General features: G+C 70.1%; 19 protein-coding genes. 7 read left to right on the forward strand and 12 right to left on the reverse strand.

From position 1 onward, the window contains the following. Position 1 precedes the first annotated feature (1 nt). The 6 genes from cheB to ACYQ2W_RS17115 are packed head-to-tail and all read right to left on the reverse strand — an operon-like array spanning position 2 to position 7,561. Positions 2–1,069 (reverse strand): chemotaxis-specific protein-glutamate methyltransferase CheB, encoded by a 1,068-nt coding sequence (gene cheB, locus ACYQ2W_RS17090; RefSeq protein WP_459869688.1) that lies wholly within the window; start codon positions 1,067–1,069, stop codon positions 2–4. Continuing rightward, the gene (locus ACYQ2W_RS17095) at positions 1,066–3,477 is read right to left on the reverse strand and encodes a hybrid sensor histidine kinase/response regulator (RefSeq protein ID WP_459869692.1); all 2,412 of its coding nucleotides are present in this window, start codon (positions 3,475–3,477) and stop codon (positions 1,066–1,068) included. The genes cheB and ACYQ2W_RS17095 overlap by 4 nt, the downstream gene beginning before the upstream one ends. A gap of 35 nt (positions 3,478–3,512) precedes the next feature. Then, the gene (locus tag ACYQ2W_RS17100) at positions 3,513–5,057 is read right to left on the reverse strand and encodes a methyl-accepting chemotaxis protein (protein ID WP_459869695.1); all 1,545 of its coding nucleotides are present in this window, start codon (positions 5,055–5,057) and stop codon (positions 3,513–3,515) included. An 11-nt stretch (positions 5,058–5,068) separates the two neighbouring features. Next, the gene (locus tag ACYQ2W_RS17105; RefSeq protein ID WP_459869698.1) at positions 5,069–5,662 is read right to left on the reverse strand and encodes a chemotaxis protein CheW; all 594 of its coding nucleotides are present in this window, start codon (positions 5,660–5,662) and stop codon (positions 5,069–5,071) included. After that, the gene (locus ACYQ2W_RS17110; protein ID WP_459869700.1) at positions 5,655–7,019 is read right to left on the reverse strand and encodes a CheR family methyltransferase; all 1,365 of its coding nucleotides are present in this window, start codon (positions 7,017–7,019) and stop codon (positions 5,655–5,657) included. Before ACYQ2W_RS17110 ends, ACYQ2W_RS17105 begins: the two co-directional genes overlap by 8 nt. Then, positions 7,016–7,561, reverse strand: a complete 546-nt coding sequence (locus ACYQ2W_RS17115) for a chemotaxis protein CheW (protein ID WP_459869703.1) — start codon at positions 7,559–7,561, stop codon at positions 7,016–7,018. Before ACYQ2W_RS17115 ends, ACYQ2W_RS17110 begins: the two co-directional genes overlap by 4 nt. A 179-nt stretch (positions 7,562–7,740) precedes the next feature. Between ACYQ2W_RS17115 and ACYQ2W_RS17120 the strand changes: the two genes are divergently transcribed. Then, entirely contained in the window at positions 7,741–9,996 is a 2,256-nt protein-coding gene (locus ACYQ2W_RS17120) for a two-component system response regulator (RefSeq protein ID WP_459869706.1), read from the forward strand. A 40-nt stretch (positions 9,997–10,036) separates the two neighbouring features. Here ACYQ2W_RS17120 and ACYQ2W_RS17125 read toward each other — a convergent pair whose 3' ends face one another. The 4 genes from ACYQ2W_RS17125 to ACYQ2W_RS17140 form a co-directional block, all read right to left on the reverse strand. After that, a complete protein-coding gene (locus tag ACYQ2W_RS17125) occupies positions 10,037–10,471 on the reverse strand; it encodes a Fur family transcriptional regulator (RefSeq protein WP_459869709.1) in 435 nt (144 codons plus the stop codon). A gap of 48 nt (positions 10,472–10,519) precedes the next feature. Then, positions 10,520–11,632 (reverse strand): glycine oxidase ThiO, encoded by a 1,113-nt coding sequence (gene thiO, locus ACYQ2W_RS17130; RefSeq protein ID WP_459869711.1) that lies wholly within the window; start codon positions 11,630–11,632, stop codon positions 10,520–10,522. A gap of 297 nt (positions 11,633–11,929) precedes the next feature. Next, positions 11,930–12,994, reverse strand: a complete 1,065-nt coding sequence (locus ACYQ2W_RS17135) for a PA0069 family radical SAM protein (protein WP_459869713.1) — start codon at positions 12,992–12,994, stop codon at positions 11,930–11,932. Positions 12,995–13,053: 59 nt separating this feature from the next. Then, positions 13,054–13,269 (reverse strand): helix-turn-helix domain-containing protein, encoded by a 216-nt coding sequence (locus tag ACYQ2W_RS17140; RefSeq protein WP_459869716.1) that lies wholly within the window; start codon positions 13,267–13,269, stop codon positions 13,054–13,056. Positions 13,270–13,381: 112 nt separating this feature from the next. Between ACYQ2W_RS17140 and ACYQ2W_RS17145 the strand changes: the two genes are divergently transcribed. From ACYQ2W_RS17145 to ACYQ2W_RS17160, 4 genes are all read left to right on the forward strand, one after another. Then, positions 13,382–13,720, forward strand: a complete 339-nt coding sequence (locus ACYQ2W_RS17145) for a helix-turn-helix domain-containing protein (RefSeq protein ID WP_459869718.1) — start codon at positions 13,382–13,384, stop codon at positions 13,718–13,720. 70 nt (positions 13,721–13,790) lie between these two features. Continuing rightward, positions 13,791–14,162 (forward strand): cupin domain-containing protein, encoded by a 372-nt coding sequence (locus ACYQ2W_RS17150; RefSeq protein WP_459869720.1) that lies wholly within the window; start codon positions 13,791–13,793, stop codon positions 14,160–14,162. Continuing rightward, on the forward strand, positions 14,159–14,554 hold the full coding sequence (locus ACYQ2W_RS17155) for an RNA-binding S4 domain-containing protein (protein WP_459869723.1): 396 nt from the start codon (positions 14,159–14,161) through the stop codon (positions 14,552–14,554). The genes ACYQ2W_RS17150 and ACYQ2W_RS17155 overlap by 4 nt, the downstream gene beginning before the upstream one ends. Positions 14,555–14,622: 68 nt before the next feature. Continuing rightward, a complete protein-coding gene (locus ACYQ2W_RS17160; protein WP_459869726.1) occupies positions 14,623–14,982 on the forward strand; it encodes a PilZ domain-containing protein in 360 nt (119 codons plus the stop codon). Between the two features lie 241 nt (positions 14,983–15,223). On the opposite strand, the gene radA is transcribed toward ACYQ2W_RS17160, so the two are convergent. Beyond that, on the reverse strand, positions 15,224–16,588 hold the full coding sequence (gene radA, locus ACYQ2W_RS17165; protein ID WP_459869729.1) for a DNA repair protein RadA: 1,365 nt from the start codon (positions 16,586–16,588) through the stop codon (positions 15,224–15,226). Positions 16,589–16,697: 109 nt separating this feature from the next. On the opposite strand from radA, the gene ACYQ2W_RS17170 reads away from it, so the two are divergent. Together ACYQ2W_RS17170 and vapC are read left to right on the forward strand one after the other, a co-directional pair. Next, positions 16,698–16,892 carry a type II toxin-antitoxin system VapB family antitoxin gene (locus ACYQ2W_RS17170; RefSeq protein ID WP_459869732.1) on the forward strand — a complete coding sequence of 65 codons (195 nt, stop codon included), beginning with the start codon at positions 16,698–16,700 and terminating at the stop codon, positions 16,890–16,892. Next, positions 16,889–17,296 carry a type II toxin-antitoxin system VapC family toxin gene (gene vapC, locus ACYQ2W_RS17175; RefSeq protein ID WP_459869734.1) on the forward strand — a complete coding sequence of 136 codons (408 nt, stop codon included), beginning with the start codon at positions 16,889–16,891 and terminating at the stop codon, positions 17,294–17,296. The genes ACYQ2W_RS17170 and vapC overlap by 4 nt, the downstream gene beginning before the upstream one ends. 25 nt (positions 17,297–17,321) lie before the next feature. On the opposite strand, the gene ACYQ2W_RS17180 is transcribed toward vapC, so the two are convergent. Next, complete coding sequence (locus tag ACYQ2W_RS17180) at positions 17,322–18,902, reverse strand: CAP domain-containing protein (protein WP_459869737.1); 1,581 nt, start codon at positions 18,900–18,902, stop codon at positions 17,322–17,324. Between the last annotated feature and the right edge of the window lie 31 nt (positions 18,903–18,933).

The raw sequence follows: 18,933 nt of genomic DNA on the forward strand, positions 1-18,933 counted from the left end.
ATCAACCCGCGCCCACACAGCGCCCCAACAGGAAGCGCGGGAGCCCCTCCAGCGGGACGCTCTGCTCGGCCGCGCCGAGGGCGGCGGCGCTGTCCGGCATCCCCGCGACCACGCAGCTCTCCGCCTGCTGGACGAAGCAGGCGCCCCCCGCCTGGCGCAGGGCGAGCAGCCCGCGGGCGCCATCGTCGCCCATGCCGGTGAGCACCCCGCCGACGGCGCGGGGACCGCATACCGCGGCCACCGAGCGCAGCAGCGGGTCCGCCGACGGGCAGTGGTAGTTCTCCTCGGGCCCCGCCACGGCGGCTGCAACCAGGCCGCCGGCGGCGTCGCGGCGCACCTCCAGGTGGCGCCCCTCGGGGGCGAAGAAGACCCCGCCGGGGCGTAGCGGATCGCCGTCGCGGGCGACCCGCACGGTGAGTGGACTGGTCTGGTCGAGCCAGCTCACCATGCCGTCGACGAAGCCGGGGGAGATGTGCTGCACCACCACCACCGGCAGCGGGAAGTCGGCGGGCAGCGCGTCGAGCACCAGTTTGAGCACCTGGGGACCACCGGTGGAGGCGGCCAGGGCGAGCAGCTCGAACGCCCGCCCGCCGCCCCCGGTGGGCGCGGTGGGCGCGATGGCCGGCTCACCAAGGCGCGGCCGGGCGATGCGCCGGATCACCTTCACCTCGGCCATCGCGCGCACCGTCTCGACGATCCGCCGCCGCTCCCGCTCGAAGTCGGGGTGGCCGACCCCGTGGGGCTTCTCCAACACCGCCAGCGCCCCCTCTTCGATGGCGCGGAAGGTGATCCGTAGCTCCTCGGCGTCGACGCTGGAGCTGATCACCACGATCGGCGTGGGCACGCTGGCCATGATGTCGCGGGTGGCGAGGAAGCCATCCATCACCGGCATGCGGATGTCCATGGTGATCACGTCGGGGCGCAGCTCGCGGGCCATCCGCACCCCGTCGGCGCCGTCGCGCGCCACCCCCACCACCTCGATGCCCGGCTCGCTGGCGAGCAGCGCCTTGAGCAGCATCGCCACCACCGCCGAGTCCTCGACCACCAATACCCGTAGTTCACCACTCATCGTTCGCGCTCCCTCGCTATCGTCGATTCACCCAGCATCTCCTGCACCATCGCCACCAGGGTGGCGGTGTCGAACTCCCCCTTGACGATATAGGCGTCGGCCCCCGCCGCCATCGCCCGGCGTTTGTTCTCGTCGCTGGCGAGCGAGGAGACGATGATGATCGGCAGGTCGTCGAAGCGCGCTTCCTCGCGGATCGCCGCGGTCAGCTCGAAGCCATCCATCCGCGGCATCTCGATGTCGCTGATCACCAGCTCGAACGGCAGCCCGCCCGCCCCCTCCGGCTCGGCGGCCAGCGCGCGCCACCCTTCGATCCCGTCCACCGCCAGGGTCACCCGGTAGCCGCGGCTCTCGAGGATGTTCTTCTCCAGGGTGCGGGTGGTGATCGAGTCGTCCACCACCAGGATGCGCGGGCGCTCGGGCGGGCGCACGGCGGGCGCCGCGGCGAGGCGCGCCGGGGCGCCGCCGCTGGCCCCCGCCACCAGGCTGCCCGGGTCGAGCACCAGGACGATCTCGCCGTGGCGGTCGAGGCATGCCCCCTTGAAGTGGCGCACCGCCACCAGCGGCGGGCGGAACGGCTTGATCACGATCTCCTGCTCGCCGATCACCTCCTCCACCGTCAGCGCCACCCCCTGCCCCCCCTTGGCGAGGAAGACCACGTTGAACGGGTGGCCGGCGAGGCGCGCCGTCTCGCCCACGCCGAGCAGTACCGCGAGGTCGTAGAGCGGCACCGGCCGGCCGTCGAGGTCCACCACCGGACTCGACTCCAGCACCCCCAGCTCCGTCTCCGCCACCTCGCGGATACGTTCCACGTTGGTGATCGGCAGCACGTAGGGTTCGCCGGCCACGCGCACCACCAGGCCGTGGTCGGTGGCCAGGGTCAGCGGCACCTGGAGGTGGAAGGCGCAGCCCTCGCCGGGGCGGCTCTCGACCCACACCCGGCCGTGGATCTCGCGCAGGTTGGTGCGCACCACGTCGAGGCCGACGCCCCGCCCGGAGAGCGCGGTCACCGCATCGCGGCTGGAGAAGCCGGGGAGGAAGATCAGTTCGAGCAGTTCGTCGCGACGTCCCGCCCGGTCGAGGGCCTGCGCCTCGGCGGCCGGGATCAGTCCCCGCTCCACCGCCTTGGCGGCGACCCGTTCGAGGTCGATGCCGCGGCCGTCGTCGCGCAGGGTGAGGTGGATCCAGCCGCGCTCGCCGGAGACCTCCAGCTCCAGCCGCCCCTCCTCACGCTTGCCCGCGGCGAGGCGCGCCTCGCGCCCCTCGATGCCGTGGTCGACGGCGTTGCGCAGCAGGTGGGTGAGCGGCGCGCGCAGTTGCTCCAGCACGTAGCGGTCGAGCTCGATCTCCTCGCCGCGCACCACCAGCTCGACCCGCTTGTCCAGCTCCACGGCGATGTCGCGGGCGCTGCGCGCCAGCGGCCGGGCCACCGTGGAGAACGGCACCAGGCGCAGCATGCGCAGGCTCTCCTGGAGGCCGCCGCCGAGAAACTCCAACCGCTTGGTGCGGGCGTTGAAGCCGCGCCGCAGTTCACCGACCCGCCGTGCCACCTCGCCGAGCAGGGGCGGGGCGTTGTCGATGAAACGGCCCCACGCCTCGCCCTCCGGCGGGGCGCCGCCGGCGGGCAGCGCGCTCATCAGCCGCTCGAGTTCGCTCACTCCCACCTCCAGGGCGCGCACCTCGCCGCGCAGCCCCTCCATCTGCAGCTTGGTGATCTGCAGCTCCTCGGCGAGGGCGACCGCCTCGTCGAGCTTGGCGGTGGAGACGCGCAGGGTGCGCCCGTCGGGGGGCGCGGCGGGCGGCTGGGACTCCGCGGCGGGGGCGGGAGGCGCGGCGGGCGGCACCGCCTCGACAGTCTCGGGGGCCTCTTCCGCGGGGGGCGATTCCGTCTCCACGCCGACCATTTCGGCGGGCGGCGTATCGACGACGACTGGCTCCTCAACCACCGACGGCGGCGGCTCTGCCACGGACGGTTCGGCGGCCGGAGCCGCCGCCGCCCCCGCCTCCTTCTCCTCCGCCGCCGCCTCCAGGCGCGCCACCAGCGCGGTCAACGCCTCCGGGGCAGCCTCCCCCGGGGCGAGCTCGGCGCCCAGCCGACGCAGCGTATCGACCCCCTCCAGGGCGGTGGTGATGAGCGCCGACGAGGGGGCGCGGTTGCCCTTCTCCAGGGCGCTGAACAGGCTCTCCAGCGTGTGTGCCACCTCGGAGACCGGCCCCATTTCCACCCCCCGCGCCGCCCCCTTGATGTTGTGGGCGGCGCGAAAGATGCGGTGCAGCACCTCGTGGCGCTGCTCGCCCCCGACCCCCTTCTCCAGGGTCAGCAACCCGTCGACGATCAGCTCCAGTTGGTCCTCCAGCTCGGTGCGGAAGACCCCCAGCAGCTGTTCGAGGAAGTCGGCGTCGAGTTCCATCGGCTAGGTACCCCAGCGCGGCTCGCGGCGCCCCATCAGGACTTGAACCGCTGCACCATCTCACCGAGCCGCGCGGCCAGCCGGCTCAGCTCCTCGTTGGCCTCCGAGGTGCGCTTGGTGGCCGCCACGAACTGGCCGGTGACCTGATTGATCTCGCCCATCGCGGTGGCCACCTGATCGACCCCCACGGCTTCCTGGCGCACCGCGGCGACGATCTGCTGGCTGGCCAGCACCGACTGCTGGATCACCCCCTGGAGGTCGCGCACCACCTCGCCGGTGCGCCCCATCAGTTCGACCCCCTGGTCGACCCCCTTGGTCCCCTCCTCGGTGGCCATCACCGCGCGGTCGGTGGCGTGCTGGATCTCGGTGAGGATCTTCTGCACCTGCGAGGTGGACTCCTCGGACTGCTCGGCCAGGTCCTTCACCTCGGCGGCGACCACCGCGAAGCCGCGGCCCGAATCGCCCGCCTTGGCCGCCTCGATGGAGGCGTTGAGCGCGAGCATCTTGGAGTGCTGGGCGAGCCCCGCCACCACCCCGGTGATCTCGCCGATCTGCTGGGTCTGGCGCGACAGGGAGAGGATCGTCTCGGCGATCACCTCCACCTTGGCGCGGATCGACTGCATCCCGGCGATGTTCTCCTCGACCATGCGCAGGCCGCGCTCGCCCGCCTCGCGGGTGCGCTCGGCGCTCGTCCCCAGCCCGCTCGCCTTCTCCGCGGTCTGGTTGGAGGTGGCGCGGATCTCGGAGAGGGTCGAGGTGGTCTCGTTGACCGCCGCGGCCTGCTCGGCGGCGCCCGAGGACTGGTCGGCCACCGCGTTCTTCACCGCATCCACCGAGGCGAGGATCGCCTCGACGGCACCGGCGATGCCGCCGGTCATCACCGCGAGGCTGCCGATCATGTCGTTGAGGCTGCGCCCGAGGCGGCTCATGTCGTCCTCCCCCTCGGCCGCCACCCGCTGGCTGAGGTCACCCGCCGCCACCGCCTCGATCACCCGGCCGTAGTCGGTGACCTGCCGCTCGATCTCCTCCTTGGAGACGCTCAGCGCGCCGAGGTCCAGCATCACGCTGTCGATGTAGCTGGTGATCGCCTGCTCGGCGTCGAGCGCCAGCAGCTTGTCCAGCGCGGCGATGGCGCGCAGCATCTTCTTCGGCTTCTTCGCGAAGTGCTCCACCAGCAGCGGCATCACCAGTTGGCGGTAGAGGCTGTAGCCGCCCAGGTACCAGCCGGGGCCGAGGCCGACGCGGTTGTGGATCAGGCCGATCTTGCGCCGGCGGATGAAGTAGTCGAGACCGTAGTCGCCGGAGAAGAGCTGCACCAGGTAGTCCACCTGGGTGCGCTTGAGGCGCTCGACGTTGGAGCCCGCCTCGCCGATCAGCCGGGTGAGGTGCGGGAACTGGACGATCCGCCCGTAGAAGGCGTCGACGATCGCCGCGGCGTGGGGCTCCACCACCGGGCGCAGGCCGGCCAGCAGCTCGGCGTCCTTGGCGGTGAAGTCGACGAAGCGCTTGGCCCGCTCGATCGCCTCGGGGTCCAGCCGCAGCAGGTCGTCGTGGGTGGAAATCTCGGGGTGGGCTCCCATCATCGTGCTCCTCACTTGGAATCGTCGACCCACAGGGCGGGGTCGTGCAACAGGGCGTCGGGGTCGAGTAGGGTAACCCGGCCCTGGTGAAGTCCGCGAACGAAGGCGGTGTCGGCGAGCGTCTTGGCGGCGAAGGCGCGCTCCAGGCGGTCCTCGCGATAGCGCTCCTCATCCTCCACCGCGGCGACCAGCAGGCCGGCGGTAACGGTCGCCCCGCCCGCCGCCCGCGAACGCACCACGACGATGCGGCTCGCCTCACCCACCCCTTGCGGCGGGCGGGAGAAGAGCGGGTTGAGGTCGATCACCGCGAGCAGCTCGCCGCGGCGGTTGATCACCCCGGCGATGTGCGCCGGCGCGCCGGGGACGCGGCGCAGGCCGCGCGGGTAGAGGATCTCATCGAGGTGGCGGTGCGGCAGGCCGAAGCGCTCGCCGCCGCCGGTGTGGACGCGCAGGAACAGCGCCCCCTCCTCCGCCCCCTCTTCCGGGGAGCCGCGACTGCGCAGCAACTCCTCGGCGCGGCGCGCCAGCACCTCGCGCGCCGCCGCCCCGTCGGGGAGCAGCGCGCGGGCATCAACGGGGGGCGCGTCGGCGCGGCGTTCACTCATCGAACAGCTCCAGTTGGTGGCTCACCAGCTCGGCGAGGTGGCCGTAGGTCATGCCGTCGCCGTACTCGCCCACTGCCGCCGCGGGGTCGCGGCGGGCAATGATCTCGCGGGCGCGCTGCAACGCCTGGGCGGCGGCGGCGGCGCGCCCCTGTTGGTGGCGCAGCACGCCCAACTGATAGTGGCCAAGGGCGTGCTCGCGATCGAGCAGCAGCACCCGGCGTAGCGCCCCCTCGGCGATCCGCGGCTGGTCGCGCTCCAGCGCCACCAGGGCGAGCAGGAAGTGCCCGTCGGGGGCCATGTCGTCGTGGGCCACCGCGCGCCGCGCGGCCGCCTCGGCCTCCTCCAGCCGCCCCTCGCCGGCCAGCGCGTGGGCCTCGCGCAGCAGGGTGCCGAGGGTATCCGAGGCCTTCGCCGGCGGCGCGGAGGGCGGCGGCGGGGGAACCAGCGGAGAGACATAGGGCAGACCCGCGAGGGTGGCGGGCGGGGCCTCCGGCGGGGCGGCCGCCGCATCGCGCCGGAAGTGGAAGGCCTCCTCGCCGGCCACCAGACGCAGCCCGGGCACGCCGTCCGGCACATGGTCGCAGGCGCCGACGATCAGCGCGCCGTCATCGGCCAGCGCGCGCGCGAAGCGCTCCAGGATCGCCCGCACGGTGGGCCGTTCGAAGTAGATGAAGACGTTGCGGCAGAGGATCAGGTCCTGACCGATGGTGCCGGTGAACACCGACGGGTAGTCCGCCTCGGCGAGGTTGAGGTACTGGAAGCGCAACTGCGCCGGAAAGCGCTCCCGGCGCAACCGCCAGCGCGCGCCCACGCCCTCGCCGAGGCGCTCGAACGCCGCGGCGCGCAGCGCCTCGTCCACCCCGCGCATCGACCACTCGCGGTAGCACCCCTCCATGGCATGGTGTAGCGCGTTGACGTTGATGTCGGTACCGAGCAGATGGAGATTCCACGCCGGGGCGTCGGGCAGCAGCCGATGGAGCAGCAGCAGCAGGGTGTAGAGCTCCTGCCCCTCGGAACAGCCGGCGCTCCACAGCCGCAGGGTGAGGTTGCCGGCGGCACGGCGGCGGGCGATCAGCGCCGGCAGCAGTTCCCGCTCGAGCAGCGCCATCTGCCGCGCATCACGGAAAAAGTGGCTCTCGCAGACGGTGACCCCGCGCACCAGATAGGCGAGTACCGGATCGTCCGCCGGCGCGCTGCGCAGCCGCGCGCACAGTTCGCCGCAATCCTCCACCGCGAACCGCTCGAAGGCCTCGGCGCAGCACGCGTGCAGACGGCCGAGCTGATGGGGCTGGAGCGCGATGCCGAGGCGCTCGGCGATCAGCCCGCACAGGGCGGCCTCGCACTCGGCGTCGATCATGACCTCCCCCGGGCGCCGTCCGCCAGCAGGAACGCCTCCACCGGCCGGGTGCGGTCCTCCACCGCCAGCGACAGCGCCTGTTCCAGTTCGAGCATCAGCAGGGTGCCGCGCGGGTCGCGGTAGCTGCCGCGAAACAGCGGGTTGTTGCGCGCCCCGCCCCCCTCCGCCACCGCGACGACCTGCTCGCGCAGCCCCTCCACCCGCTCCACCAGCAGCGCGCCGGCCAGCGCGCCGCGCCGGCAGAGCAACAGCGGGGTGTCGAGATCGTGGCGCGCGCCCGGCGCGGCGCCCAGACGCAGTGCCAGGTCGATCACCGGCAGCGACTCGCCCGGCAGTTGGAGCAGCCCGCTCACCCAGCGCGGCGCCCCCGGCAGCGGATCGGTGGCGGGCAGGAAGAGCACCCGTTCCACCTCCGCCAGCGGCAGGCAGCAGGCGACGCCCGCCGCCGCGAAGGCGACCACCGCGATCGGAGCGGACGAGGCCCCTGCCACGGCGGGCGGCGCCGCGCCGGCAGCGCTGCGATCGAGGGGGGTGATCTGCATGAAGTAGTGGAAAACGTTACCGTGCGGTTAATTTTGCCTTATAGTAACGTGTCGTTTCGTCGGGCGTCGACCGGGAATATCGTCGTTCCGACCCTCCCCTACCGACCCGCGCGGATCGAACACCGGTACCCCGTCTACCCAATGGCCGTTTCCCACACTCCGCCATGGAACCCCGTCCGATGAAGGTGCTCTTCGTCGACGACATGGCGACGGTGCGGATGCTCTACGGGCGGCTGCTGCAGACCCACGGCTATCAGGTACTGCTCGCCGCCTCGATGGGCGAGGCGCTGGAGATCGCCCTGGCCGAGCGACCGCGGCTGGCGATCATCGACTACCACATGCCCGACGGCAACGGCGCCGATCTCTGCCGCGAACTGCTCGCCCACCCCGAGACCGCCGATCTGCTGGCGGTGATGCACTCGCAGAGCCGCGACGTGGTGCAGGACTCCCTGGAGGCCGGCGCGATCGACCTGATCTACAAGGACGACCCCAAAGAGGTGTTCCTGATGCGGGTCGCCGCCATGGCCCGCTTCGTCGAGAGCCAGGAGGCGCAGCGTGCCGCCGAGGAGGAGTCGCGTAGCCGCGAGCTGGAAAACGTGCAGCGGCTGCGCGAGCTGGAAGAGCGCGCGCGCGAGGAGCTGGAAGGCAAGGTGCGCGAGCGCACCCGCGAGCTGAGCGAGGCCAACCAGCGGCTGCGCCAGGAGATGGTCGAGCGCTGCCGCGCCGAGCAGGACCTGCGCCTCGCCCACAAGGTGGTGGAGAACACCAGCGAGGCGATCATCCTCACCGACCCGACGGGGACGATCATCGACATCAACCCCGCCTTCACCAAGATCACCGGCTTCAACCGCGAGGAGGCGATCGGCAGCAACCCGCGGCAGTTCAAGTCGGGGCGCCACGACGACGACTTCTACGCCGCGATGTGGCAGCGGATCGCCGACACCGGGGCGTGGCGGGGCGAGGTGTGGGACCGGCGCAAGAACGGCGAGGTCTACCCCAAGCGGCTGACCATCAACGCGGTCTACAACCGCGCCGGCAATGTCGAGCACTACATCGGCATCTTCACCGACATCACCGAGGCGAAGAACGCCGAGGAGCGGCTGGAGCGGCTCGCCTACTACGACCCGCTCACCGGCCTGCCCAACCGGATGCTGTTCCGCGACCGGCTGGAGCACGAATTCGCCGCCGCGCGGCGCCACGACAAGCGGCTGGCGCTCTTCTTCATCGACCTCGACCGCTTCAAGCACGTCAACGACACCCTCGGCCACAGCGCCGGCGACGAGCTGCTGCAAGGGGTCGCCGAGCGGCTGCGCCGCTGCGTGCGTTCCGCCGACACGGTGGCGCGCATGGGCGGCGACGAGTTCACCGTGATCGTCACCGACGTGGTCGAGGAGGAGGACGCCGCGCGGGTCGCCCGCGACCTGCTCGACGAGCTGCACATCCCGACCACCATCCGCGGCCACGACATCATCGTCGGCGCGAGCATCGGCATCGCGCTCTACCCGGACAACGGCGAGGACTTCGAGACCCTGACCAAGAACGCCGATCTCGCCATGTACCGCGCCAAGGAGCGGGGCAAGGGGATCGCCAGCTTCTACCAGGAGGAGATGAACGACCGCACCAGCGAACGGCTGGCGATGGAGGCGAAGCTGCTGCAGGCGATCAAGGAGGACGACCTGGTACTCCACTACCAGCCGAAGCTCGACCTGGAGAGCGGCCGGGTCACCGGGATGGAGGCGCTGGTGCGCTGGCCGCAGCCCGACGGCAGCGTGATCCCGCCGTTCGAGTTCATCCCGGTGGCCGAGGAGACCGGGCTGATCCTGCCGCTGGGGCGCTGGGTGATGGAACGCGCCGCCCGCGACTGCCTGGAGTGGAACCGCCAGGGCCACGACCTCAAGGTGGCGGTCAACATCTCCGCCCGCGAGTTCCAGGACAGCCGGCTGCTCGACCGGATCGACGAGGTGCTCGCCGATACCGGCCTCGCCCCCAAGCACTTCGAGGTGGAGATCACCGAGAGCATGGTGATGCGCGACGTCGATTCGGCGATCCGGGTGATGCAGGCGCTGCGCGAGCGCGGCGTGTCGATCTCCATCGACGACTTCGGCACCGGCTACTCCTCGCTCAGCTACCTCAAGCAGTTCCCGCTCCACTCGCTGAAGATCGACCGCTCCTTCGTCCGCGACCTGGCCGCGGACTCCAACGACCGGGCGATCGTCTCGGCGGTGCTCTCGGTGGCCAAGGCAATGGAGCTGCGGGTGGTCGCCGAGGGGGTGGAGGACAACGACCAGCTCACCTTCCTCGACGACAAGGGGTGCGACGAGTTGCAGGGCTTCCTGGTCTCCAAACCGCTCGACAAGATCCGTTTCGAGGAGCTGCTGGCGAAGGGAGAATCCCTCGGCGCCGCGCTGCTCCGTCCGCGCAAGGGCAGACCGTGAGAACCTTAGCCCGCGCAGGAAGTTATTCTTTCGCGGGCCCTTACTGGCGCGAATTGCGGATGCGGATGATCACCTGAACGCCGGTGGTCTCGGTCCCCAAGGGGGCCTCCGGCAGATGGGCGATGGCCAGCGCCTCCTCGGGGATGTCGATCAACTCGCTGGTATCGACGTTGAAGAAGTGGTGGTGGTGGTGGGTGGAGGTGTCGTAGAAGACCCGCTCGGGATCGACGATCAGCTCACGCACCAGGCCGCGCCCGACGAACAGCCCGAGGGTGTTGTAGACGGTCGCCTTGGAGACCCGGCAGCCGGCCTCGCCGACCAGGCCGATCAGCTGCTCGGCGCAGAGGTGGCGCGGCTCGGAGAAGAGCCACCGGGCGATCTCGACCCGCTGCTGGGTAGGCACGATGTCGTGGGCCTGAAGCAGCTCGACGATCCCCTGCCGGGGGGCGGGCCGATGGGGGTGGATGGCGTTCATGGGGTAAAAGTATACCGTTTCGATATGAAATAGGAAGATCGGCCGATCTCAGAACTCCACCTCGCCGCGCTCGGCACCAAGGGCGTAGGGGGCGGGATCGAGGATCGGCTCGCGTCCCAGCACCAGGTCGGCGGCGAGCCGTGCCGAGGCGGCCCCCAGCACCACGCCGTTGCGGAAGTGGCCGGTATTGAGATAGAGGCCGCCGACCGCGGGATGCTCGCCGATGAAGGGAATGCCGGAACGGGAGGCGGGGCGCAATCCCGCCCAGTGGTGCTCCACGGCGAACTGGCCGAGACTCGGCAGCAGGGCGTGGGCGGCGGCCGACAGCTCCGCCAGGGCCTGTTCGGTGGTGGACTTGTCGAAGCCCACGTACTCCAGGGTGGAACCGGCCAGCACCCGCCCGTCGCGCCGCGGGATCAGGTAGCGTCCTTCGCGCATCACCATCCGCTGCAGATGGCCGGGGACGGTCTTGAAGAGGATCATCTGGCCGCGGGCCGGTCGCACCTTCACCTCGCCCCCGAATCCCTCCAGCAGCCCGGCGCTCCACGCGCCACCGGCCACCACCACCCGCTCGGCGTCGACCCGGCCGGCGGCGCCCTCCACCCCGACCACCCGCTCGCCGCGCACCACCAGGCCGGTCACCTCGCAATCCTCCTCCACCCGCACCCCGCAGGGCGCCAGGGTGTGGCGCAGCGCCTTGAGCAGCCGCGGGTTGCGCAGCTGCCCCACCTCCGGCAGCCACAACCCGCGTTCGAATCCCTCCGCCAGCCGCGGCTCCACGTCGCGGAGCGCACGCCCCGCCACCTCCTCCAGCCGCGCCTCGTGACCGGCCGCCCAAGCGAGGGCCCGGGCGCGCTCCTCCAGGTCGAGGATCAGCAGCCCGCTACGGGTGAACTCGGGGTCGATGCCGCTCTCCGCGGCCAGTCGCTCGGCCAGCGCCGGGTAGTGGAGCTGCCCCCAGCGGGCCAGGGCGGTGACCGCGTCGGCGTAGCGCCAGGGATAGAGGGGGGAGACGATGCCGCCGCCGGCCCAGGAGGACTCGCGGCCGGTGCGACCCCGTTCCAGCAGCCGCACCGAGGCCCCTGCCAGGGCCAGCTCGCGGGCGGTCAACATCCCGATCAGCCCGCCACCGACCACCACCACATCCGCACATTGCGCCATCACACCCACCCGTTCGCCAGACCAGGGGGCATTTTAACGCAGATGGAAGGGCAAACCGCCCCAGGTGGCTTCAGGTTAAAGGCGAAAGGTTAAAGGCGAAAGGTTAAAGGCGAAAGGCATGGGGCCGTGCCGTCCCACCCATGCCCCCCCCTTGACCCATATGGCCTCGAAGAGCAGATTGCGCCGAACGAAGGCCCTTTGACCTTTGACCTTTGACCTTTGACCTTTGACCTTTGACCTTTGACCTTTGACCTTTGCCCTTTGACCGGCACTCTCGAACCTCGCGCCACCCCGGAATCAAAACAGCCCCATCTGATCCCCGCTGCGCGGCGGGACGGTGAAACGGTCGCAGCGCAGCGGCGGCGGATCGACGAAGCCGAGGCGCCGCCAGGCGAGCCGGAAACGCTGGGCGATCAACTCGGCGACCGCGCCGCTGCCGCGCATGCGCAGGCCGAAGCGGGTGTCGTGGGGCCGCTGATCATGGCACTCGCGAACCAGCCCCATCACCCGTTCGGCGGCCAGCGGGTGGTGTTCGGCCAGCCACTGCTCGAACAGCCCCTCCACCTCGAACGGCAGGCGCACCAGTTGATAGCGGGCGAACCGCGCCCCCGCCTCGCGGGCCGCCGCCAGCAGCGACTCCAGCTCCTGGTCATTGAGTCCCGGGATGATCGGCGCGGCCAGCACCCCCACCGCCACCCCCGCCTCGCTCAACCGGCGGATCGTCTCCAGCCGTCGCTGCGGCGCCGTGGCGCGGGGCTCCAGACGGCGGGCCAGGGCACGGTCGAGGGTGGTCAGCGAGATGCACACCCCGGCCACCCCCTGCGCCGCCAGCGGGGCGATCAGATCCAGCTCCCGCTCCACCAGGGCCGACTTGGTGACCACCGTGAAGGGCTGACGGAAGCGTGCCATCACCTCCACCACCCCGCGGGTCACCCGCTGGTAGCGCTCCACCGGCTGGTAGGCGTCGGTGTTGGCCCCCAGGGCGATCGGCTCGCAGCGGTAACGGGGGTGGCGCAGCGCCTCCTCCAGCAGCTGCGGGGCCTCCCGTTTGACGAACAGCCGCGACTCGAAGTCGAGACCGGGCGAAAGGTCGAGGTAGGCGTGGGTCGGACGGGCGTAACAGTAGATACAGCCGTGCTCGCAGCCCCGGTAGGGGTTGATCGACGCCGAGAAGGGGACGTCCGGCGAGCGGTTGTGGGAGAGGATGGTGCGTGCGCGCTCCTCGGTAAGCGTGGTGCGCAGCGGCGACGATGGTTCGTCGAGCCCACTCCAGCCGTCATCTTCCGGCTCGGCCCACCGGCCGGCGAAGCGGCCGGCCGGATTGGCGCCGGTGCCGCGGCCGGAGGGTGTGATACGGTTCATGGGACATGAGCATACCGCGGCAACACCAGCGCTGTCCCTTACCCGCGAGATCGGCAGCGTTACCGCGCAACCCTCCGCCCGCGCTCCTCCGGCAACGGCCAATCCTCCAGCCCCACCGCGCCACCGCTCAAGCGGTGGATCAGCACCATCCGCTCACCGGTGGGCAGGGTCATCGCGTTGGTCCACTGGGTCACCGCCGAGCGGGAGACGCCCAACTTCGCCGCGAAATCGGCGTGGGTCATCCCCTCCCGATCCAGATAGTCAGCCAGTTTCATGCCGCCTCCAGGCACACATTATGATCCGATAACTTCCACGTTAGAACGGATAACTCGAACAGTCAACAAAAATAACGTTGCAACCGGATGTTAGCCTCAATAACCTTAGGACATGGAAATCGGAAAACGCATCCGCGCGGCACGGAAAGAGGCCGGCTTGACCCAGGACGAGTTGGCCGCCCGCGTCGGCGTCAGCCGCAGCGCCATCGCCCAGTGGGAGACCCGCCCCAAGGTGCTGCCCAGCCACGCCAACATGGACGCCCTCACCGAGGTGCTGCGGGTCAACTACGAGTGGCTGGCCAAGGGGAATGGCCCGATGCACCGGGGTGCCTCGGAGCCGACGGGCGAATACAACGCCATGCCGGCCGATCTGCGCCGGGTGATGGAGATCGTCTCCGGCTGGCCCACGGAGCGGCGGCGGGCGCTGCTCCAGGTGCTCGGCGAGGAGTGAGCCGACCACAGGTGACAGGTGACAGGAAGCGTGGCAACCTGATACCAACCTGCAACCCCGTCACCCGACAATGAAGAGCCGCTACCGCGACGCCACCCCGTACACCACCAAGGACGGCTCCGAGATCCGCGAGCTGATGCACCCCGCCCTCCACGGGGCCCACCACGGCAGCCATCTGCAGAGCCTCGCCGAGGCCATCGTCCCGGCCGGCGCCTCTACCCTCCTCCACCGCCACCGGCGCAGCGAAGAGCTCTACCACGTCACCGCCGGCTGCGGCGTGATGACCCTCGGCGAGGCGCGCTTCGAAGTGGAGCCCGGCGACACCGTGGCGATCCCCCCCGGCACCCCCCACCGCGTCGCAAACCGCGGCGACGGCCCGCTGAAGATCCTCTGCTGCTGTGCCCCGCCCTACGCCCACGACGACACCGAGCTGCTGGAATGAGCGACGAGAAGATCCGCGTCGACAAGTGGCTGTGGGCCGCCCGCTTTTTCAAGACCCGCCAGCTGGCCGCCGAGGCGGTGCAGGGGGGGCACGTCCACGTCAATGGCACGCGGGCCAAACCGAGCCGCCCGGTGGCGATCGAAGATGAGCTGACCATCACCAAGGGCCCCTACCAGTTCGTTATCGAGGTGCGCGCGCTCTCCGGCAAACGGGGACCGGCGCGCGAGGCGGCGCTGCTCTACGCGGAGCGGGAGGAGAGCCGCCTGAAGCGCGAACGGCTCGCCGAACAGCTCAAGCTGGAGCGCGCCGCCAACCCCACGCCCGAGCGCCGTCCCGACAAGCAGCAGCGCCGCCATATCATCCGTTTCCGCCGGCAACAGGACGACGCGTAACCCGTCGCCCTCCAAAGGCCCTATAATCCGGGAAAGAAAACGGCTCCGGAGAAGAGGAACAAACGCCCATGAGCGACCACGAACGCCGCCACTTCCATCGTATCCTGTTCGACGCCGAGGCCACCCTCGGTACCCCCGAGCGGCGCTGGACCACCCGTCTGATCGACATCTCGCTGAAGGGCGTGCTGCTGATCGAGCCCGAGGAGTTCGTTATGGAGGGCCCGCTCACCCTCAGCCTGCCGCTCGGCGACGACCCCGAGGGGATCCACATGGAGCTGGAGGTGGCCCACCGCGAGCGCGGCCAGATCGGCGCCACCTGGAAGGACATCGACGTCGACAGCTTCAGCCACCTGCGCCGGCTGATCGAACTCAACACCGGCGATCCCGATCTGGTCGACCGCGAGCTCTCCGAACTGACTGCGGGATAGGCAACGAGAGCCGCCCGAGAGGCGACCGACGCCAAACGGTGTACCGGCGTTTCAGGTGAAAGGCAAAAGGTTAAAGGTCAAAGGTCAAAGGAAAGAGAGGCCATACCGAACCCTCTCTTCGGCTCCCGACCGGCACCGCGCCGAAGATCGGATAGCGCTGACCGAAGGTCCTTTGACCTTTTGCCTTTTGCCTTTTGCCTTTGACCTGCAACAGCGATCCGTCTGACAGTCGCACCCACCATCACACCTGATCCAGCGCCTCGGCGAGGCGCTGGACGGCGATCACCTCCATCCCCTTGACCCCCTTCTTCGGCGCGTTGGCCTTGGGCACGATGGCGCGGGTGAAGCCGTGCTTGGCCGCCTCGTTGAGCCGCTCCTGACCGTTCGGCACCGGGCGGATCTCACCGGCCAGCCCGACCTCGCCGAACACCACCAGCTCGTGGGGCAGCGGCCGGTCGCGCAGGCTGGAGAGCACCGCCAGCAGCACCGCCAGATCGGCGCCGGTCTCGTTGACCCGCACCCCGCCGACCACGTTGACGAAGACGTCCTGGTCGTAGGTGACCACCCCGCCGTGACGGTGCAGCACCGCCAGCAGCATGGAGAGCCGGTTCTGCTCCAGCCCCAGGGTGAGCCGCCGCGGATTGCCGCCGCGGCACTCGTCGACCAGCGCCTGCACCTCCACCAGCAGCGGCCGGCTCCCCTCGCGGGTAACCATCACCACCGACCCCGCCACCGGCTCCTCATGGCGCGAGAGGAAGATCGCCGAAGGATTGGCCACGGGGTGGAGCCCGCGCTCGGTCATGGCGAAGACCCCCAGCTCGTTGACCGCGCCGAAGCGGTTCTTGAAGGCGCGCACCACCCGATAGCGGCTGGAGCTGTCGCCCTCGAAATAGAGCACGGTGTCGACCATGTGCTCCAGCACCCGCGGCCCCGCCAGGGTTCCCTCCTTGGTGACGTGACCGACCAGGAACAGCGCGGTGCCGCTGCGCTTGGCGTAGCGCACCAGCTGCGCCGCGCTCTCGCGCACCTGGGCCACCGCGCCGGGGGCCGACTGCAACTGCTCGGTGAAGATGGTCTGGATCGAGTCCACCACCATCACCTGCGGTCGCTCCACCTCGGCGGTGGCGAGGATCCGCTCCACCCCGGTCTCCGCCACCAGCCGCAGCGGCGAGCCCGACGCCCCCAGCCGCTGGGCGCGCATGGATATCTGCTGCGGCGACTCCTCGCCGGTGACGTAGAGGGTCGCGAGGTTCTCGGCGAGGCCGGTCAACGCCTGCAACAGCAGGGTCGACTTGCCGATCCCCGGATCGCCGCCGATCAGCACCACGGAACCGGCCACCAGCCCGCCGCCGAGCACCCGGTCCAGCTCGCCGATACCGGTGGCGATGCGCGCCTCCTCGGTCGCCACCACCTCGGAGAGCGGCTGCACCGCCACCGCCCCGGCCGTACCGGCATAGCCCGAGAAGCGCCCCCCCTTCGGCGAGGCCGGCGCCACCGCGCTCTCCTCCAGGGTGTTCCACGCCCCGCAGTCGGGACACTGCCCCGCCCATTTGCTGGAGAGCGCGCCGCATTCGCGGCAGCTGTATTGGGTCTTGATCTTGGCCATGGGCGCCATTATCCCCCGTCCGCACGAAAGGGCCTATCGATTGACTTTTCCCATCCCCCGGGCCTTAATGTGTAATAAATCAGCAATCAATACACATAGGCACCTCCCGATGCGCACCAACATCGTAATCAGCGACGAATTGATGAGCGATGCCCTCAAGCTGACCGGCGCCCGCAGCAAGCGCGAGGTGGTGGAGCAGGGCCTGCGGACCCTGATTCAGCTCAAACGGGAAGAGGAGATCCGCGCCTTCCGCGGCAAGCTGAAGTGGGAAGGCGACCTGGACGAGGCGAGGCGGGATCGTTGATCCTGGTCGATTCCAGCGTCTGGATCGACTATTTCAACGGCCGCCCCACCTTACAGACCGATCACCTGGACCGCCTGCTCGGCACCCATCCGGTCGCCGCAGGCGACCTGATCCTCACCGAGGTGCTCCAAGGGTTCCGCGACGACCGGCACTACGCCACCGCGAAACGGCTGCTGACCACCGTCACCCTCTACCAACTGGTCGACCGCGACACCGCCCTGCTCGCCGCCGACCACTACCGGACACTGCGCAAACGGGGCATCACCGTACGCAAGACCATCGACACCCTCATCGCCACCTTCTGCATCCGCAACGACCTGCCGCTGCTCCACGCCGACAAGGACTTCGAACCGTTCACCGTCCACCTGGGATTGCGCGACGCGCTCGCCAACCCCAAAGGGTAAGCGTGCTACCTCTTTTGTGAGATCGTCAAAGGGGTCTTAGGGCCCCCACCGAAAACCCCAGCTCCCCATCGCGGGGCGCCGGCCACAACACCACCCGATAGGCGGGATAACCGGCCGACGACGGCACCAGTTCGACCCGCGGCAGGGTTACCGCGCCGCTCAGCGGGTCGTACACCGCCCCCGCACAACCGCTGGCCCCGATAGCGGGTTGCACGTCACTCACCGCAAAGCGCAGCCCCTCCGCCGACAGCAGCGGCAACTCCGCGTTGAAGTAGTCCACCCCCACCGCCACCGCGGGGATCGTCAGCCGCTCGCCGGCCAGCTCGTAGCGCGGCAGCTCGCCGCAGTCGGCCGACGGCTCGACGCCCGCCGAGGCGGCGGCCGGCGAGGCGGCGGCCGGCGAGGCGTAGTCGGGCTCCTCATCCAGGGCCGTAAGCGGGGCCTCCGCGGTGGTGACGACCGAGAACCCCCCGGCGTCGGTGGTGAACAGCACGCTGCCGCCGGCCGCGCCGGTGACGGAGACAATGAGGGTATTGTTGTCGGCGAAGCGGCTCTCCACCGCGACATCCCCGCTGGCACTCCAGCGCACCTGACTCATGTAGGGAACCTCGGCGGAGGGTGGGATATAGACGGCGAGAGTGGAACCGGCACCGACCGAAATCGTCTCTCCCTGACCGGCGACGGCATAGAGCGGGTAACCGGGATTGCGGGTCTTGAACTGCCAGCTCAGCCCGCGCACCACCCCGTCGGCGACGAAACGCGCCTCGACCCGGTATTCGGTGTCCCAGGCGAGACGCTCCAGCGGAAAGAGCGCGAACTGGTAGGCACTGAGGTCACCGGCGGGATCGTTCGAGCGATCGAGCAGCCGAACATCGGTGACCTCCTGACCATCGCCGACCCGGTACAGGCGAAACGAGGTCAACTGCACCTCGCTCATCCGCCGGTCGTTGAACTGGATGGAGATCGGATAACCGGACACCGCATAGTCCGGCAGCGGATCGGGAACCTCGTCGTAGAAGGCGGGCGGCACCCGCAGCGCTCCATCCGGCGGCCATAGCACCCACGACGGGTTGGCATTGGCCACCCCATCCAGGGCGCGCCGAAGGGCCGCACCGTCGACCGGACGATCGGGGGCGCAGACGCCGCCGACCGCACCACTCCCGGCGAACGCCGCCCCTTCGCAGAGCGCACGCACGCCGGCGTTGCCCATGTCATAGACGTACTGGGGGTCGAGCACCGCCAACGCCGGGTGGAGCGAACCGATGCCCACCTCGTCGATGGTGAAATCGAGAAAACCGAGCCGGTGGTAGATTGCCCCCATCAGGTTGTCGACGGCGGCGGTGTCATCCGCCAAACCGGTGACCAGATTCTCCGATACCTGCTGCGATGAGTAGCCGACCGCGGCCACCCGCCCGTTGGCGTAGTCGCCGGTGTAGCCGCGGTTGGCGGAGTCCTCCCAGTGGCCGGTGGTGCGATTGATGCTGAGATACTCGGCGTGGTTGGTCGCCGCCTGCTCCAGCAGGGCGTTGATCGCCAGCGGGCTCATCCCGGCGGCGGCGCGCTGGGCGTTGAGGTAGTCGTAGACGGCGCTGTCGGTCGCCGCCATCACGGATAGCGGCAGGAACGCAATCAAAGGG

The sequence above is a fragment of the Endothiovibrio diazotrophicus genome (assembly GCF_054657215.1).